This window comes from Nitrosomonas sp. ANs5 (assembly GCF_050584665.1).
Lineage (GTDB): Bacteria > Pseudomonadota > Gammaproteobacteria > Burkholderiales > Nitrosomonadaceae > Nitrosomonas.
Genome location: NZ_JBEUDO010000033.1, coordinates 1 through 15,393, shown reverse-complemented (window position 1 = coordinate 15,393; position 15,393 = coordinate 1). Strand labels below are relative to the sequence as shown.

17 protein-coding genes are annotated in these 15,393 nt (G+C 52.0%); 13 read left to right on the top strand and 4 right to left on the bottom strand.

Annotated features, from left to right (window positions below; all coding sequences use genetic code 11):
- Positions 1-296: 296 nt before the first annotated feature.
- Complete coding sequence (locus tag ABTW62_RS09100; RefSeq protein ID WP_430904268.1) at positions 297-1,403, top strand: S-(hydroxymethyl)glutathione dehydrogenase/class III alcohol dehydrogenase; 1,107 nt, start codon at positions 297-299, stop codon at positions 1,401-1,403.
- 7 nt (positions 1,404-1,410) lie between these two features.
- Positions 1,411-2,271 carry an S-formylglutathione hydrolase gene (gene fghA / locus ABTW62_RS09095; protein WP_430904267.1) on the top strand — a complete coding sequence of 287 codons (861 nt, stop codon included), beginning with the start codon at positions 1,411-1,413 and terminating at the stop codon, positions 2,269-2,271.
- A gap of 108 nt (positions 2,272-2,379) precedes the next feature.
- Here the strand turns inward: fghA and ABTW62_RS09090 are convergent, their stop codons facing one another.
- Entirely contained in the window at positions 2,380-3,555 is a 1,176-nt protein-coding gene (locus tag ABTW62_RS09090) for a type III PLP-dependent enzyme (protein WP_430904266.1), read from the bottom strand.
- Between the two features lie 513 nt (positions 3,556-4,068).
- On the opposite strand from ABTW62_RS09090, the gene fliL reads away from it, so the two are divergent.
- The 11 genes from fliL to ABTW62_RS09035 all read left to right on the top strand — a co-directional run bounded on the left by fliL (position 4,069) and on the right by ABTW62_RS09035 (position 14,050).
- Positions 4,069-4,548: a flagellar basal body-associated protein FliL gene (gene fliL, locus ABTW62_RS09085; RefSeq protein WP_430904265.1), complete on the top strand. Its 480-nt coding sequence runs from the start codon at positions 4,069-4,071 to the stop codon at positions 4,546-4,548.
- A gap of 12 nt (positions 4,549-4,560) precedes the next feature.
- A complete protein-coding gene (gene fliM, locus ABTW62_RS09080) occupies positions 4,561-5,550 on the top strand; it encodes a flagellar motor switch protein FliM (protein WP_430904264.1) in 990 nt (329 codons plus the stop codon).
- A gap of 15 nt (positions 5,551-5,565) precedes the next feature.
- Positions 5,566-6,072 (top strand): flagellar motor switch protein FliN, encoded by a 507-nt coding sequence (fliN, locus tag ABTW62_RS09075; protein WP_430904263.1) that lies wholly within the window; start codon positions 5,566-5,568, stop codon positions 6,070-6,072.
- A 44-nt stretch (positions 6,073-6,116) separates the two neighbouring features.
- On the top strand, positions 6,117-6,521 hold the full coding sequence (gene fliO / locus ABTW62_RS09070; protein WP_430904262.1) for a flagellar biosynthetic protein FliO: 405 nt from the start codon (positions 6,117-6,119) through the stop codon (positions 6,519-6,521).
- A gap of 88 nt (positions 6,522-6,609) precedes the next feature.
- Positions 6,610-7,335: a flagellar type III secretion system pore protein FliP gene (fliP, locus tag ABTW62_RS09065; RefSeq protein ID WP_430904280.1), complete on the top strand. Its 726-nt coding sequence runs from the start codon at positions 6,610-6,612 to the stop codon at positions 7,333-7,335.
- 15 nt (positions 7,336-7,350) lie between these two features.
- The gene (gene fliQ / locus ABTW62_RS09060; protein WP_430904261.1) at positions 7,351-7,623 is read left to right on the top strand and encodes a flagellar biosynthesis protein FliQ; all 273 of its coding nucleotides are present in this window, start codon (positions 7,351-7,353) and stop codon (positions 7,621-7,623) included.
- A gap of 33 nt (positions 7,624-7,656) precedes the next feature.
- On the top strand, positions 7,657-8,436 hold the full coding sequence (fliR, locus tag ABTW62_RS09055; protein ID WP_430904260.1) for a flagellar biosynthetic protein FliR: 780 nt from the start codon (positions 7,657-7,659) through the stop codon (positions 8,434-8,436).
- A 202-nt stretch (positions 8,437-8,638) separates the two neighbouring features.
- Positions 8,639-10,933: a hypothetical protein gene (locus ABTW62_RS09050; RefSeq protein WP_430904259.1), complete on the top strand. Its 2,295-nt coding sequence runs from the start codon at positions 8,639-8,641 to the stop codon at positions 10,931-10,933.
- Between the two features lie 95 nt (positions 10,934-11,028).
- Positions 11,029-11,208 carry a hypothetical protein gene (locus ABTW62_RS09045; protein ID WP_430904258.1) on the top strand — a complete coding sequence of 60 codons (180 nt, stop codon included), beginning with the start codon at positions 11,029-11,031 and terminating at the stop codon, positions 11,206-11,208.
- A 158-nt stretch (positions 11,209-11,366) separates the two neighbouring features.
- Positions 11,367-12,803, top strand: a complete 1,437-nt coding sequence (locus ABTW62_RS09040; RefSeq protein WP_430904257.1) for a DUF4139 domain-containing protein — start codon at positions 11,367-11,369, stop codon at positions 12,801-12,803.
- Between the two features lie 587 nt (positions 12,804-13,390).
- On the top strand, positions 13,391-14,050 hold the full coding sequence (locus tag ABTW62_RS09035; RefSeq protein ID WP_430904256.1) for an IS5 family transposase: 660 nt from the start codon (positions 13,391-13,393) through the stop codon (positions 14,048-14,050).
- Here ABTW62_RS09035 and ABTW62_RS09030 read toward each other — a convergent pair.
- The 3 genes from ABTW62_RS09030 to ABTW62_RS09020 all read right to left on the bottom strand — a co-directional run bounded on the left by ABTW62_RS09030 (position 14,017) and on the right by ABTW62_RS09020 (position 15,256).
- On the bottom strand, positions 14,017-14,226 hold the full coding sequence (locus ABTW62_RS09030) for a helix-turn-helix domain-containing protein (protein ID WP_430904255.1): 210 nt from the start codon (positions 14,224-14,226) through the stop codon (positions 14,017-14,019). The genes ABTW62_RS09035 and ABTW62_RS09030 overlap by 34 nt on opposite strands.
- On the bottom strand, positions 14,219-14,446 hold the full coding sequence (locus tag ABTW62_RS09025; RefSeq protein ID WP_430904279.1) for a type II toxin-antitoxin system RelE/ParE family toxin: 228 nt from the start codon (positions 14,444-14,446) through the stop codon (positions 14,219-14,221). Before ABTW62_RS09025 ends, ABTW62_RS09030 begins: the two co-directional genes overlap by 8 nt.
- 276 nt (positions 14,447-14,722) lie before the next feature.
- The gene (locus tag ABTW62_RS09020) at positions 14,723-15,256 is read right to left on the bottom strand and encodes a hypothetical protein (RefSeq protein ID WP_430904254.1); all 534 of its coding nucleotides are present in this window, start codon (positions 15,254-15,256) and stop codon (positions 14,723-14,725) included.
- Between the last annotated feature and the right edge of the window lie 137 nt (positions 15,257-15,393).

Below are 15,393 nucleotides of genomic sequence, written 5' to 3'. Positions count from 1 at the left end.
CGTTTTCTTTTCCTACTCTATAACGGTGAAGAAATAAAAATCCGCGTGAGAGAAAGCCGGCTGATCGCTAGTTTAAATACAGTATATGGCGGATATCGTGATAGCGCTACGGGCCGGATTACACCGTATTTCCTCAAGCAGAAATCGCTACGTATTGTTAGATAATACCCAATTTACCCGATTCAATGCTGAAATGTGCATGCCGGAAAAAATTTTCAAACACAAGCAGGGTTGCATGATCGCACCAGTCACATACAATATCGCTTCATACAACCCGAGAAAAAGGATTATTCGCAATGAAGACACGTGCGGCAGTCGCCTGGCAAGCTGGCCAGCCCCTTACAATCGAAGAAGTCGATCTGGACGGGCCCAAGGCGGGCGAAGTACTGGTTGAGATCAAGGCCACGGGAATATGCCATACGGATTACTACACCCTGTCTGGCGCAGATCCCGAAGGACTGTTTCCAGCCATACTCGGCCATGAAGGGGCGGGGATTGTGGTCGAAACCGGGCCCGGCGTCCGAACGCTCGCACCAGGCGATCACGTCATTCCGTTATACACACCGGAATGCCGAGAATGTAAATTCTGCCTTTCCCGGAAAACCAATCTATGTCAGGCCATTCGCACTACACAGGGACGAGGTTTGATGCCTGACAGTAGCGCGCGCTTTTCTCTTAACGGCCAGACCATTCTGCATTACATGGGCACTTCCACCTTTTCCAATTATGTCGTCGTGCCTGAAATCGCGCTGGCTAAAATTCGCAAGGATGCGCCGTTCGACAAGGTTTGTTACATCGGCTGCGGGGTCACCACCGGCATCGGTGCGGTTGTGTTCACGGCCAAAGTGGAAGCAGGTGCCAATGTCGCGGTATTCGGTTTGGGAGGAATTGGCCTGAATGTCATCCAGGGTGCTCGCATGGTTGGGGCCGACCGGATTATTGGCATCGATATCAATCCAGCACGCGAGTCACTGGCGCGCGAATTTGGCATGACCCATTTTCTCAATCCCAATGAAGTGGATAACATCGTCGATGCAGTCATACAACTGACCGATGGGGGCGCAGATTACAGTTTTGAATGCATTGGCAACACGCAAGTCATGCGGCAAGCGCTGGAATGCACACATAAAGGCTGGGGACGCAGCATTATCATCGGGGTAGCGGAAGCCGGCGCGGAAATCAGCACCCGTCCGTTCCAGCTCGTCACGGGCAGAAAATGGGAAGGCTCCGCTTTTGGCGGTGCACGTGGCCGTTCCGACGTGCCCAAAATCGTTGACTGGTATATGGAAGGAAAAATCAAGATCGATCCATTGATTACGCACACCCTCAAGCTGGAAGACATCAACGAAGGCTTCCGGTTGATGAAAGCCGGCGAATCGATCCGCTCGGTAGTCATTTACTAACAGGCGTATGTCAATCAAACTCGAAACCCGTAGCCAACATACCTGCTTTGATGGCGTCCAGGGATTCTATCAGCATCATTCCGAGATCATTGGCCTGCCCATGCGATTCGCGGTTTATGAGCCTCCACTGGCCAGACAACAACGGGTACCTGTGCTCTTCTTTCTAGCCGGACTCACTTGCACGGAAGAAACTTTCATGATCAAGGCCGGCGCCCAACGTTACGCAGCCGAGCTGGGATTGATGCTGGTCAGCCTGGACACCAGTCCTCGCGATACCGGCATTGCGGGAGAAGCGGATGATTGGGAAATCGGCGCGGGCGCCGGTTTCTATCTGGATGCGACCGAACCGCCCTGGTCCAAACACTTTCACATGGAAAGCTATGTCACACAAGAATTGTGTCACATCATCCTGTCCAAGTTCCCTGCCGACCCGGAACGGATGGGTATTTTCGGTCATTCCATGGGCGGCCATGGTGCCTTGACTTTGGCTTTGCGCCACCCCGGCCTCTATCAATCGGTATCGGCTTTTGCGCCGATTGCCGCGCCGATCAATTGCCTCTGGGGCCAAAAGGCATTCAGCCATTATCTGGGAGAATCAACAGACAGTTGGCAAAAACATGATGCCACGGCCTTGATTGAATCAGGCCACCGGCTACCGCCCTCCCTCATTGATCAGGGGCTCAATGATCCGTTTCTTGCTGAACAGCTCCATCCCGAATATTTTGAAACCGCTTGCCAGAAAGCCGGTCAGTCTCTTCTCCTGCGCCGCCATGCCGGCTATGATCACAGTTACTTTTTCATCAGTACTTTTATCCAGGATCACTTGCAACATCATCTTGCGCACTTGACGTCAAGTACCCGGCAATAGATACGATACTGGACACCAGCACCCAGCACCTCAAGGCATGCAAAAAGAGCAATACAGCCAGATGCCGTATTGCTCTTTATTGTCCGGGATCATGGGTGCAGGCGATCCTTATAGCACAACCACATCCGGCAGCGGGAAGCCATTGAAGTTACTGGCGTAGGCAGTCGTATAGGCGCCCGCATTCGGGATGATGATGAAATCGTCTTCTTGCAGATTCTCGGGCAACATTTCCTCGTGCATGAGTACATCGACCGAATCACAAGTAGGGCCCGCGATCGACCATGGAATCTCTGGACCATGACGCTGGGTCAGAATCTCGTAGCGAAGCCCCTCACTCACCTCTATGATGCCGCCGAATATCCCCGCATCCCAGTACATCCAACGCTTGCCGTTGCGGGTTGCCGTACCGACCACGCGGCAAACAAAACAAGCCGAGTCGGATACCAGGTAGCGTCCGGGCTCGGCGATAACGCGAATGTCTTCCGGCAAATCGGCGATTGCTTCATTGACAACCTCCGAAATGACTTCAATGGATGGAATTGGCTTGACATGACGGACAGGATAACCGCCGCCAATATTGAGCAGGCGTGGCTTGAGTCCAACCGCTCGCATTTCGTCAAAAACTTTTCTGGCGCGCTCGATACCTACTCGCCAATTCTGGGGGTTACGGCATTGAGAGCCTACATGGAAAGTCACACCTGCCAGGTCCGCCTGTAATCGCACAGCTTCTTCGATAATCTCGGCAATGTCCCCGAGATGAGTTCCGAACTTACCCGCCAAAGGCCAATCACTGCCAATATTGGGGGTATCGATCCGCAAATACAGCTTGGCATCCGGCTTGATGCGCACAATTTTGCGTAATTCCTCGACGCTATCGAGCACATACCACTCCACACCCTTGGCTGCGGCATACTCAAGGTAAGCGCGTGATTTCATCGGATTGCTGTAAAAAATCTCTGCAGCGGGCACACCCAGGCTCATCAGAAGATCGAGCTCGGCAATGGAGGCGATCTCAAAACTGACGCCCTCTTCAATCAGCGTCTTCAATACACGCGGATCCGGATTGGCTTTGGCCGCATAATGCGGATGCACGCGCGGCATGGCCGCCTTAAAACGCCTGGCCTTATCGCGCACAATGCGGGTATCGATCAGCAGGAAAGGTTTTTGGTAACCTTTTTTCAGTGTGGACTCTACCAGGGAAAGGTCCAGACTGGTCTCGGGGTGGGTGTCGAAAATGACATCAGTATGTGCTTGCTGCTGCAAGACGGCAGTTTGTGTTTTCATGTAGAACTCCTCTAGATCGCTACGTTTCAGGAATATGAATGTGAACCCAGCTAGTCAGGACGAATGGGTTAATCTTGCATATCATGATGACCTCCTTATTGGCTACCGGAATACTAAAGGGTACGAATTATAGACTGCATTTTTCCAGAATCAAGCGTTTTTTTGCATTAATTTTCCTAGAAAGATACATGAATAATCATTAAGTTACGGTCGATTGGACCAAATACCCGCAAATTAATTGCAAGCCGCACGCAAAAAAACAGACAAATCACGCCTGATAGCGGGAAATCATGAATTGAAAACAGGGCTCAAGAGCGGTACGACTGGCAGCCGCTAGCGCAAGCAACACCGCCCGGCCGTTTCATGCGGCCTGTCCATTGCATCACCTGGAGACTCGTCGCACCAGAACATGGAAATGAACGACGAATAAGGGATTATTCACGCAATCGAATACGCCTGGCGTCACGCATAATGCGCGCATATCGTTTTATCGTTAATACGCGAGGAGATGTCATGAGTGATACGGCCGCACCAGTCGATGCAAACAAAAAAATGAAACTCACTCTGCTCATTCTCACTGGATTACTTGCCATCGGCGCAGCCATTGGCGGGACATGGTATGTGATGAAAAACCAGATCGAGGAAGCCGAAGTCATATCTGGCATAAAACAGAAACCAGCCACTTTCATCAAGCTTGAAACTTTCACGGTCAATCTGCAACCGGAAAATGATGAACGCAATTATCTGCAGGTGGACCTTGCCATCAAGGCCTATGAAACTCAAGTCGTCGACCTCATCACGCAAAGAATGCCAGAAATACGCAATCAGATCATATTGCTGCTATCGAGCAAGAAACCCAGCGAAATCTACCACCCGGAAGGCAAACAACATCTCAGCCAGCACATTGCCGAGGCGATCAAGCTCAAGATCGAATCCGAGGTATTGCAGGAAGATATAGCGGACATCTTGTTCACCTCATTCATCATTCAATGATATCGCTGCATTATGGCCGAAAATTTTCTTACCCAGGATGAAGTCGATGCATTATTGAACCACGATAGCGTCGACAAGCAACAGAAAGACGCAGACGACGACAACCCATCCGATAACTCCGGTGTTCGCCCCTACAACATGGCGACGCAGGAACGCATCGTGCGTGGGCGTATGCCCACCTATGAAATCATCAATGCGCGGTTTGCAAGACTCCTGCAAATCGGTATCTATAATTTCATGCGCCGGGCGGTGGATATTGCAATCGGGCCGATCAAAACAATCAAATACAACGAGTTTCTGCGCACCCTGGTCGTACCCTCAAACCTCAACATGGTCAGCATGAAGCCGCTCCGTGGCACGGCCTTGATCGTTTTCGACCCGGATCTGATTTTTTTAATCGTGGATAACATGTTTGGCGGAGATGGACGCTTCCATACCAGAGTGGAAGGCCGTGAATTCACCTTGACTGAGCAGCGGATTATCCAGCGCCTGCTGGAGGTCGTGTTCGAAGACTACGAGAAAGCCTGGAAATCCGTTTATCCAATCAAATTTGAATATATCCGCTCAGAAATGAATCCACAATTCGCGAGCGTTGCCACTCCATCCGAGATTGTTGTCACAACCACATTCGAGCTCGACATCGGCGGTAGCCGGGGTGAGTTTCATGTCTGTATTCCATACACCATGTTCGAGCCGATCCGTGAACTGCTTAACAGCAGTCTACAAGGCGACCCTCTGGAAGTCGACAAATATTGGATCAATTCATTGAGCAGGCAGGTACAGGGTGCAGAAGTGCAACTTGTCGCCAACCTCGGCCATACCAAAGTTACCCTGCACCAGATCCTCAACATGCAGGTTGGCGATGTCGTGCCACTCGATATTCTGGATACCGTCACAGCCCAAGTAGATGGCGTACCGGTCATGGAATGCCATTACGGCATACTCAACGGACATTACGCACTCAAAGTCAAAACCATACGATCTCCAACCGAAACAGATTGATATCTGGAGCAAAATATGAACACACCAACAAAAACCAAACCACAAGCCGAATCACAAGCCGTTAGCGATGATTGGGCTGAGGCCATGGCGGAACAGCAGGCATCGGACGCCGCCTACGCCCCGCAAACCGAAGCACCGGAATCTCCGGCAACAGAAGCATCCGACACCGACGCAGCACCACGGACCGGCAATGAAGAATTGACCAAATCATCACCTGTTTTTGAACAATTTTCTAACAACAATACCCTGCACGACACCCACAATGATATCGACATGATTTTGGATATCCCCGTACAACTGACTGTTGAACTCGGTCGCACCAGAATCGCTATTAAGAACCTGTTGCAACTGGCACAAGGTTCCGTCGTCGAGCTGGATGGCATGGCGGGAGAACCAATGGATGTGCTGGTCAATGGTTGCCTGATTGCACAGGGGGAAGTCGTCGTGGTAAACGAAAAATTCGGGATTCGCCTGACCGATATCATCACCCCTAGTGAACGTATCCGCAAACTCAACCGCTAGCCCTTATGTCACGCATACTTGCTTGGATTGTCTTAACATTATTCATGCCAGTGCATGTGTACGCCGAATCTGCCCAGAATCAGGGTTTCGCAGCGCCGCCCCCGGTCATTTCGATGGATAATATGTTGCAGCTATCCACCGGGCTGCTGATAGTGCTGGCCTTGATTGGATTGATTGCCTGGCTATTCAAAAAAATCGGCATTCACCCTGGCGGGAAACCAGGCGTCTTGAAAATTGTCACCTCCACCAACATTGGCCAAAGAGAACGCGTCGTACTGACAGAAATCGGCGATACCTGGCTGGTGCTGGGCGTAGCACCCGGTCATGTCACTCTGCTCCACCGCATGGACAAACAAAATGATCTGGTCAATCAAGCAGCCGCCACGCCGCCTGGCGAGGAATTTTCCGATAAACTGCAAGCCAGCCTGAATCAGGACCATGCCAAATAGCATCTCAATCAATCCTGGCAGCGTATGCCGTAGGTTTTTGACATCACAAGCTGACCGCCACCGGTTAGCACCCGGCGTGGCCCGTTGCATGCTGGTATTGGGTCTTGGCCTCGCCTTGCCCGCGTTCGCGCAGCAAACCGGCTTGCCGGCCATCACCAGCGCGCCCTCCCCCGATGGTGGAACGACTTACACGCTCAGCCTGCAGACTCTCCTGCTGCTGACTTCATTGACTTTCCTGCCGGCCATTGTACTGATGATGTCCAGCTTCACACGCATCATCATTGTTCTATCACTGTTACGGCAAGCCATTGGCACCCAAGCCTCCCCACCCAATCAGGTCTTGATCGGCCTGGCATTATTCTTGTCTTTTTTTGTCATGTCGCCTGTCATCGATCAAATTTACACCGAGTCCTACCTGCCTTTTGCGGAAGACAAAATCAACATCATGGAAGCAGCGGAAAAAGCCAGCGAACCACTCAAGACTTTCATGCTCCGCCAAACGCGTGAAACTGATCTGGCCTTATTCGCACAGATTGCCGACAGCGGAGAAATCGAAGGCCCGGATCAGGTGCCGATGAAAATCCTGGTTCCCGCCTACATCACCAGCGAATTGAAAACAGCATTCCAAATCGGGTTCGTGGTATTTATTCCCTTCCTGATTATCGACATGGTCGTCGCCAGCACCCTGATGGCGATGGGGATGATGATGCTCTCGCCCATGATCATCTCGCTACCGTTCAAACTGATGCTGTTTGTACTGGCAGATGGCTGGCATCTACTAATCGGATCACTCACACAAAGTTTTTATATCTGAGAAAGGAGCAAAACCATGAGCCCGGAACACGCCATGACCATAGGCCGGCACGCGCTGGAAATCACCTTCATGGTCGCTGCCCCCCTATTGCTGACAGCGCTTGCAACCGGCCTGATTGTCAGCATCTTCCAGGCTGCCACTCAAATCAACGAAATGACTTTGTCATTCATTCCGAAACTGCTCGCCATGTTTACCGCCCTGGCGTTGGCAGGCCCCTGGATGCTGCAAGTGATGCTTGATTATATCGAGAGGCTATACGCCAGCATTCCCTGGATGGTCAGCAGCTAACTCCCCCACTCCGCGACCGCCGGACCCGTTCGCATGCTGAATATTACCACCACCGAGCTAAACACCTGGCTGGCAACGCTGCTCTGGCCGCTCACCAGGATACTCGGTCTGCTCGCCAGTGCGCCGGTATTGGGAAATAACGCCATCCCGGTCCAGATCAAATTGGGGCTGGCCATTCTGCTCACCATTCTGGTTGCGCCATCGCTGCCCCCGCTCCCTAAGATCGATCCGGGTTCGGGCATAGGCCTGGTCATTCTATTGCAGCAAGTTGTAATCGGACTGGCCATGGGGTTTGCCATGCGCATTGTTTTCACTGCAGTGGAAATGGCAGGTGAAATCATCGGATTGCAAATGGGGCTCGGATTTGCCACTTTTTTCGATCCCCAGCATTCAGGACAGGTCCAGTTAATTGGACGGTTCTTCGGGTTGATCACCACACTGGCCTTTCTGACCATCGACGGCCACCTGCAAATCGTCGCATTGCTTGTACGGAGCTTCAGTATTCTGCCGATCGGCCTAGAGGGCGTCACCGCCTTATCGTTTGCCACGCTCACCAATTGGGGAATCGAAATCTTCACGCTGGGGTTACGCCTGGCATTACCCGTCCTGACCGCGCTGCTCATCACGAATCTGGCATTGGGAATCCTGACACGCGCAGCGCCACAATTGAATATATTTGCGGTCGGCTTTCCCCTGACGCTGGGGATCGGCCTGGTCATGATGTCATTGACACTCCCCTATTTCGCGCCGGTACTCCGCCAAATATTCCTGGATGGGTTTTCCATGGCGCACACGCTCATCGAACCTCCGTGAGTTGCATCAGGGTTTTTCGCGCCTATTGGGGATCGGTAAAATCTGGTACTAAGCATATCGCAATGCATCATTCCCCCAAATAAGCCTTTTTTTTACCCCTTCTTCACCCGTTCACAACTTGTGCGCAATTGATAAGGTAGTTAGCGTCCGGACAAATTCCGCTGTGAACTTTGTCCATTATTTTTGGAGCCTAGCAATTATCATGTCATTCAAATCTCGCTTCAGATCGATATTGAATATTTCGCCGTTACCAGAAGAAGCGCATCGAGCAGATAGCGGCATATTCGACTTCAATCCTGATGGCACCCTGTCTCGTGAAGCAGTTTTTCACGAGCCTCATCCCCCTGAAGAGGCGTGTCATCAATTCCCAGCGGACAACGATAATCCATCGGGACTGGATGCCGAAAACATCGCCATCCATGAAGCCAGACAGCGACTCGAATGCGAGGCCAAGGCACGCGTGACAGCCGAAGCGCGTGCCCGGGCAGAAGCCAGCGCCAGATTGGCTGCCGAGGCAAGGATTAAAGCCGATACGGTTGCCACCGAAGAAGCCAAAGCACGTATTCGAGCCGAGACTTTGGCCAAGCGCGAAGCTCAGGCGCGCCATGAATTGGAAGCAAAACTGCGCCAAACGATAGAAGCCGGTGCCAAAGCAGAAAAAGAGATCGTCGCCACCTTGCGTGCCAAGGTACACGCAGAATCCATGATCGCCGAAAAATCCCGCCACCGTGCTGAGGAAGAGGCAATGCTGCTCGCGCAAACGCGAGAAAAGGAAATAGCAGAAGAAAAAGCAATTCAGGCGGCTATTGCCAACCAAAAAGCCGAACAAGAAGCGCATATGATGGCACTCTCCACGGCCGAATCTGAAACCAGGGCGACTGCTTTGGCCCAGGCCAGGATGGAAGAAAGCGAAGAAATAATCGCCTTGGCGCATGCCAAGACTGAAGCAGAACAGCAAGCACTGGCGGAAATTAGGCAACGCAAGGAAGCGGCCGCCCTGCTGGCGCAACAAGCCCGGGAACGGCTGGAAACGGAAGCCCGGGCAAACCAGACGTTGCAAGAAAAACTGGCAGCCGAAGAACAAGCAATCCGTGCTGCAGAAAGCCGGCAAGAAATCGATCTGGCCGCTAGACAGGAAGCCGAGTCACGCGCGCGCGCCGAATCTGAAGCGGCCGCAGCCGGACTGGCCAGGATCGAAGCAGAGCGCCAGGCCAAAGCACAGGCGCAGCTGGCGGCACAAGCTGAAAAAGAAATGTCCCTGGCAATTGCCGAGCGCACCAGAGCGGACAACCAGTTACTGGAAGAGACACGCCAACGCATCGCGGCAGAAACTGAAGCCCGTCTGGCTACGGAAGCCCGCGCACAAATCGAACAGCAGGAAACCGTCACGCTTAACGCAAAATTACTTGCAGAACAGGCTGCGACTGACGCGGTTAAAGAACGAATTGCAGCCCAGGAAGCGGCCATCAAGCAGTCGCGCATGCGCGCCATTGCCGAAGCTGCTGCCAGGAAAACCGCGGAAGCGAAAATTGCAGCGGAATTGCAAGTGGCCACCCTGGCGGAAGAACACGCTGCCTTGGATGCCTTGGCGGAGCAAGAGGCGCTCACACTGGCGGAAACGCAAGCATGCTCGCTCGAAAACAAGAAAAAAAGGCTGGATGCCATCCAGCAGGCCAAGGTTGCCCATGCAGCACGGCTGGAAATAGAACGCAAACTGACTGAACTTGCAACCGCTATCGCTCAGAATCGCACGCTCATCGCGGCCAAGATGGAAGAGAAACTCCGTATGGCTGAAATCGCAGCGATTACGACCCTAGGCCGGGCGCAGGCGGAAACTTCAGCCCTGGCAGCACTGCAGGCGAAAATTGAACAGGAAGCGCTCGCTATCGAACAGGCTATAGCGCGGGAAGCCGTCGAGACCATGGCCATGGAAGCGGCACTCGCACGCACCCGCGCAGAGGAAACCGCCATTGCCCTGGCATCGAAAAAAATCAGGGAAGACATCGCGATCACCGGAACTGTTCAGCAACGTCTCAGCGAAATCGCACCCGAGCAGGAAAAAACAGAGGATGATGGACACTTTGGTTTTAATCCTTCCGGCGAACACGATCCCTTAATGGCCGCGTCAGAGCGGGACGACTCAGACAGCTGGCAGGAAGCGACGCCCATGCCTGCGTATCAAGATGACGACACCATGATCCTAGCTGAATCTGCAGAGACAGTGACCTATCACGACTTCGGAACCGAACTTAGTTTCGAACCCACGCTAACCATCACCGATGCACCGGAAATCACAGCGCATGCGTCATCCGGAGCTGATGACAGCCCATCTCAAGACGCGCTCGATCAATTTGAAAACATCCAGGCAAAAGAAGCTACTGCACTCCTCACATCCAGTATGAATCACAAGCAAGATGGCAACCAGCCGCTTGCGGATGACCTAGAATCCGAGTCAATGCTGGATGAGCTGTCAACAAACAGGATGGGCGCAGCTTAGGAGGCTGTCCGAGAACAGACTGATCTACTGCGGACGAGCCTGATTGGCCGGATTTTACGATCCTTTTCGTTGAATAGAACGACTATTCGCCTCAAATGATCGAAAAATCCAACTCAACCAGCCCCGCCCTCGCTACGATCGCTATTCTCGGACAGCCTCCTAGCAGCAACGCTGGAATCCTCGTCTGGGCGCAATTTTTGCAGCTGACATATTGTTATCAACAGCATAAGTTGTTATTTTCACGTTACCTGACTGCTGGCAACGCCAAGAGTTGAATTGCACGGCTGCTCAGCCTGCCCAACCAAGCATTCAGGATAACCGATCCCAGATACCATACCACTACACCTTTATAGTATTTTCGGGAGCCTGCGCGGGTTATGTTCACGCGTACTCAGCCAGCACACACCCTCCCCCAACCCCCAGGAGACACGATATGCTGAAAAACCTACGAGCGTCTTCCCTGATGCTGATGCTATGGTCCATGCCATTCAATGGATTTGCCAACCAGCCGGAAGAAAAAGTCACAACTCTCCACGATCAAAAACAAGTTTCGGTGACGATCTACAACGAAGACCTGGCACTGATCAAGGAACTGCGTAACGTCCCGCTGAACAAAGGCATGAACCACCTTGCCTGGCGCGAGGTCTCTGCCCGTATCCGTCCCGAAACTGCGTTACTGCGCAATCTACAGCAACCCGCGGGATTCCGGTTACTGGAACAAAATTTCGATTTTGACCTGCTCACGCCCCAGAAACTGCTGGAAAAGTATCTTGGCCGCACGGTCACCATACTTCACACCAATCCGGCCACAGGCGTTGAAACCAGAGAATCCGCCGTCGTGCTCTCCACCAATGAGGGCGTTGTGCTGCAGTTCGAAGATCGTATCGAAACCGGTACCCCCGGTCGAATTGCCTTTCCCGGCGTGCCCAGTCATCTGCGCGACCGGCCAACCCTTACGCTCGCACTGGCCAACCCACAGGCCGGGAAACATCAGCTGGAACTCTCTTATCTGACAGCCGGCCTATCCTGGCAGGCGGATTATGTCGCCGAACTCAATGCCGATGACAGTCATCTCGATCTCAATGGACTGGTCACCCTGGTCAACCGTAGCGGCATCGCTTACTGCAATGCCCGCCTGCAACTGGTTGCCGGAGATGTGCACCTGGTTCAGCCTGAAACACGCTACAGCAGAAAAATGATGGCCATGGTAGCCGAGGCAGCAGACTTGCCGCAAATGCGGGAAGAAGCTTTATTTGAATACCATCTCTATACCCTGTCAGCCCCAACCACCCTGGCAGACAATCAAACCAAGCAGGTCGCGCTGATGTCGGCAACCGCCATCCCCATCCACAAAGAATTTCTGTTACACGGCGCGGGCCATTACTATGCCGGAAAAGTCGGTGAGATCGGGCGCAAACTCAAGCCTGCTGTGTATATTCAGTTTGACAACCAGGGCGAAGGGCTGGGCGTGCCACTGCCCAGAGGCGTTATACGTGTCTACAAGCGCGATTCACAAGGCCATGCACAGTTTGTCGGTGAAGACCGCATCGACCATACCGCCAAAAACGAGCAGGTACGCTTGAAACTGGGCAGCGCTTTCGACATCACCGCCGACAAAATCCAAACCGATTTCCAGCGGCTTGCCACCACGCCCGAGAACCTGGCTGAATCCGCTTACCGGATCACAATCCGCAATGCCCACCAGGAAGCCGTCACTGTCCGCGTACAGGAGCCCATACCCGGCGACTGGACAATGCTCGCCGAATCCCTGCCCCACACCAAGCCGAGCGCGAACCTGGCCGAATGGCAAATCACCATACCCGCAAACCAGGAAACCGAGCTGACCTACCGGGTTCGGGTCAAATATTGAAAACAGGAGCGGTTATCGTCTCGGCCACCTGAGCTATCCGGGCTCTACCCCAACTCAGAAGCTGTTTGAAAACAGCTGGATGACAAATCATACAGCAGCATCATGCGTATCAACACACACTGCTTTTTCTAAAAAACATCGGCAATCACCCCTGCTACCTGCTTGGCAGGGCAGCCAGCATCAAGGCCCGTTGACGCTGGGCTGGGGCTGGATTGCCGCGCCGCTGCCGCGACTGGCAAAACGGCGGGGTGCACTTGCGCACCATTAAATCGACGATGGATTATTGACTGTATTAGAGTAAGACTTGACCCCTAGGTTTGACCCCTAGGTTCTTACAGGTCGTGGCTAGCACGACCTAACCTTACTCGTTAGCTGCTTTATCGGATTATTACCTCAAGTTTCCGCCCCAATACGGAAGCAAACTTTTCAAGAGTTGACAATCTAATATCTTCGGCATGATTTTCTATGCGAGAAATTGCCGATTTCTTAGGGTGTGTCATCAGTTAGCGGAGTGATAATTTCCCGGATTCACAGGAAGACCTGATTTGTGATTCAATATTCCTTGGCTAAAAAGGAGGAACTTGGGGATGACAAAGAGGCGCTACGCTCTGCGAGATGATCAGTGGGAACGAATCAGAGATTTTTTACCTGGACGTGAGGGGCATGTTGGCGGCACAGCCAAAGATAACCGATTGTTTGTGGAAGCAGTTTTATATCGTTACCGTGCTGGGATCGCCTGGCGCGATCTGCCGGAGAGGTTTGGGGATTTCAGAGTGATCCACACACGTCATACGCGCTGGTGCAAAAGGGGGGGCAAAAAAAAGGAATGTATCGGGCGATCAAAGGGCGGACTGACAACCAAAATCCATGTTTTGTGCGATGCGCTGGGCAATCCAATAGGGTTCTGCCTGACGCCGGGTCAAGCTCATGATCTGGAAGGAGCCGATGTACTGCTGCCCAATATCCTCACGACCATTCAGGCGTTTCTGGCCGATAAAGCCTATGATGCACAGGAGCGGGTGCTGGATCTGCTACAAAAAGCAGGCGTCAAGACTGTGATCCCACCTAAATCAAACCGCAAGAAACAACGCCAATATGATAAAGACTTGTATCAGGCGCGGCATCTCATCGAAAATTTCTTTGCAAAACTCAAACAATACCGTGCCATAGCCACCAGATATGATAAACGGGCCCATAACTTCCTCGGTGCCATCTATCTCGCCGCTTCCGTCATATGGCTCAACTGATGACACGCCCTAGTGTGAAGTTTTTCCGCAATTTCCTCTTGAGTTAACCCAGATGCCTCTCTAGCTTGTTTGAGAAGAACACCAATTTTGAAAGACTGATACCCTTCATCAAATTCTTCAGAAAATTCACTATCAATCGCTTTTCGTTTACTAATATACTTTTTAAGGTCACTCATTTGACTGCCCCCTCTTGAGGTAATCCCGTTTTCGCATTTCGGCCACCTTGATTTCTTTCTTTGGCGTCTTCTGAGTTTTCTTTTGAAACGCGTGATTTAGAATTATCAAGTGGTCACCATCAAGAAACCCGAGGATTCTGAATATGCTTCCTCCAGCCTGTACCCTGACCTCCCACAACTCATCAGTGTTCACGAGTTTCTTGAAGTATTGAACAGGAATAACATCGAGTTCTTCAATGAGTTGGAGAAATCAGGGGGTCAAGTCTTGTTATAAAACATCGCATCCCGACTTTTTAACAATTCGACAGACAGTCGCATAATGCAGCCCGAATTCATCCGCAACGCCTTTCATTCTATGGTTGCCTCTGCTTGAAAAGTTACTGCAATTCTTGCATTTCTGTCATTGAATGATAGCAGTTTAGCCTCAAATTTCAATTTTTCGTAGGATAGATTATTTTTTGTGTTAATAAAAGACTTGACCCCTTGTTCCTTCTCGTTAGGCTGAGGTGGCATACTCACAACCCCGCCGCTCCCAGACAGCAATGCCATTCGAAAGAATCTCTTTCGCATTTCCTAGCTCTACGCCTGAATCAGACAGTACCGAAGCCGCGTATTCAACTTGATCCGGGTCCAACACATTCACCACTACATCGAACGCATAGACCGTAATACTTGAGACGCTCTGCTGCGAGGCGGTGAACTTTACCCCGGATAAGCTCGCAAACCTACCTGATCGGCTTTTGTTTAATGTTCCATGCTTTGAGCGGTTCGCGATATCCGAAACCAGCTGCAGGTCCGGGCTCGAGTCGACGAGGCTCTCTATGTATCTGGGATCCTTCCCAAGGCCTTTCGCCACCTCCTTTAGGTAGTCTTTCATACTCCATGCCCACACATACAGCGATAGCAGGTTATCTTGAAACTCCTCTACAGGTATGACGCCTTCGAATCGGAACCGGTGCACCTCGCCATTTGGAAAGGTGTTCTCCCCCGAGATACCCGTTCCAGCTTTGTTTTCGAGTTTTCGCGTCATTCGGCCAATGCGATCACGAAGCTTATTTAATTCTGCGATGTTCATTTCTTAAGCCTAACCGTCGCAAATCAGCCGACCCAAAAGCAGAGCACCGACGAAGGAGGCGCGTAGCTTTTTGGGTCGGCTGAATTTGCCTT

What these genes read in the sequence shown, in the direction of transcription:
- ABTW62_RS09100 (WP_430904268.1), top strand. Translation starts at nt 297, where the DNA reads ATGAAGACACGTGCGGCAGTCGCCTGGCAAGCTGGCCAGCCCCTTACA.
- fghA (WP_430904267.1), top strand. Translation starts at nt 1,411, where the DNA reads ATGTCAATCAAACTCGAAACCCGTAGCCAACATACCTGCTTTGATGGC.
- ABTW62_RS09090 (WP_430904266.1), bottom strand. Translation starts at nt 3,555, where the DNA reads ATGAAAACACAAACTGCCGTCTTGCAGCAGCAAGCACATACTGATGTC.
- fliL (WP_430904265.1), top strand. Translation starts at nt 4,069, where the DNA reads ATGAGTGATACGGCCGCACCAGTCGATGCAAACAAAAAAATGAAACTC.
- fliM (WP_430904264.1), top strand. Translation starts at nt 4,561, where the DNA reads ATGGCCGAAAATTTTCTTACCCAGGATGAAGTCGATGCATTATTGAAC.
- fliN (WP_430904263.1), top strand. Translation starts at nt 5,566, where the DNA reads ATGAACACACCAACAAAAACCAAACCACAAGCCGAATCACAAGCCGTT.
- fliO (WP_430904262.1), top strand. Translation starts at nt 6,117, where the DNA reads ATGCCAGTGCATGTGTACGCCGAATCTGCCCAGAATCAGGGTTTCGCA.
- fliP (WP_430904280.1), top strand. Translation starts at nt 6,610, where the DNA reads ATGCTGGTATTGGGTCTTGGCCTCGCCTTGCCCGCGTTCGCGCAGCAA.
- fliQ (WP_430904261.1), top strand. Translation starts at nt 7,351, where the DNA reads ATGAGCCCGGAACACGCCATGACCATAGGCCGGCACGCGCTGGAAATC.
- fliR (WP_430904260.1), top strand. Translation starts at nt 7,657, where the DNA reads ATGCTGAATATTACCACCACCGAGCTAAACACCTGGCTGGCAACGCTG.
- ABTW62_RS09050 (WP_430904259.1), top strand. Translation starts at nt 8,639, where the DNA reads ATGTCATTCAAATCTCGCTTCAGATCGATATTGAATATTTCGCCGTTA.
- ABTW62_RS09045 (WP_430904258.1), top strand. Translation starts at nt 11,029, where the DNA reads ATGATCGAAAAATCCAACTCAACCAGCCCCGCCCTCGCTACGATCGCT.
- ABTW62_RS09040 (WP_430904257.1), top strand. Translation starts at nt 11,367, where the DNA reads ATGCTGAAAAACCTACGAGCGTCTTCCCTGATGCTGATGCTATGGTCC.
- ABTW62_RS09035 (WP_430904256.1), top strand. Translation starts at nt 13,391, where the DNA reads ATGACAAAGAGGCGCTACGCTCTGCGAGATGATCAGTGGGAACGAATC.
- ABTW62_RS09030 (WP_430904255.1), bottom strand. Translation starts at nt 14,226, where the DNA reads ATGAGTGACCTTAAAAAGTATATTAGTAAACGAAAAGCGATTGATAGT.
- ABTW62_RS09020 (WP_430904254.1), bottom strand. Translation starts at nt 15,256, where the DNA reads ATGACGCGAAAACTCGAAAACAAAGCTGGAACGGGTATCTCGGGGGAG.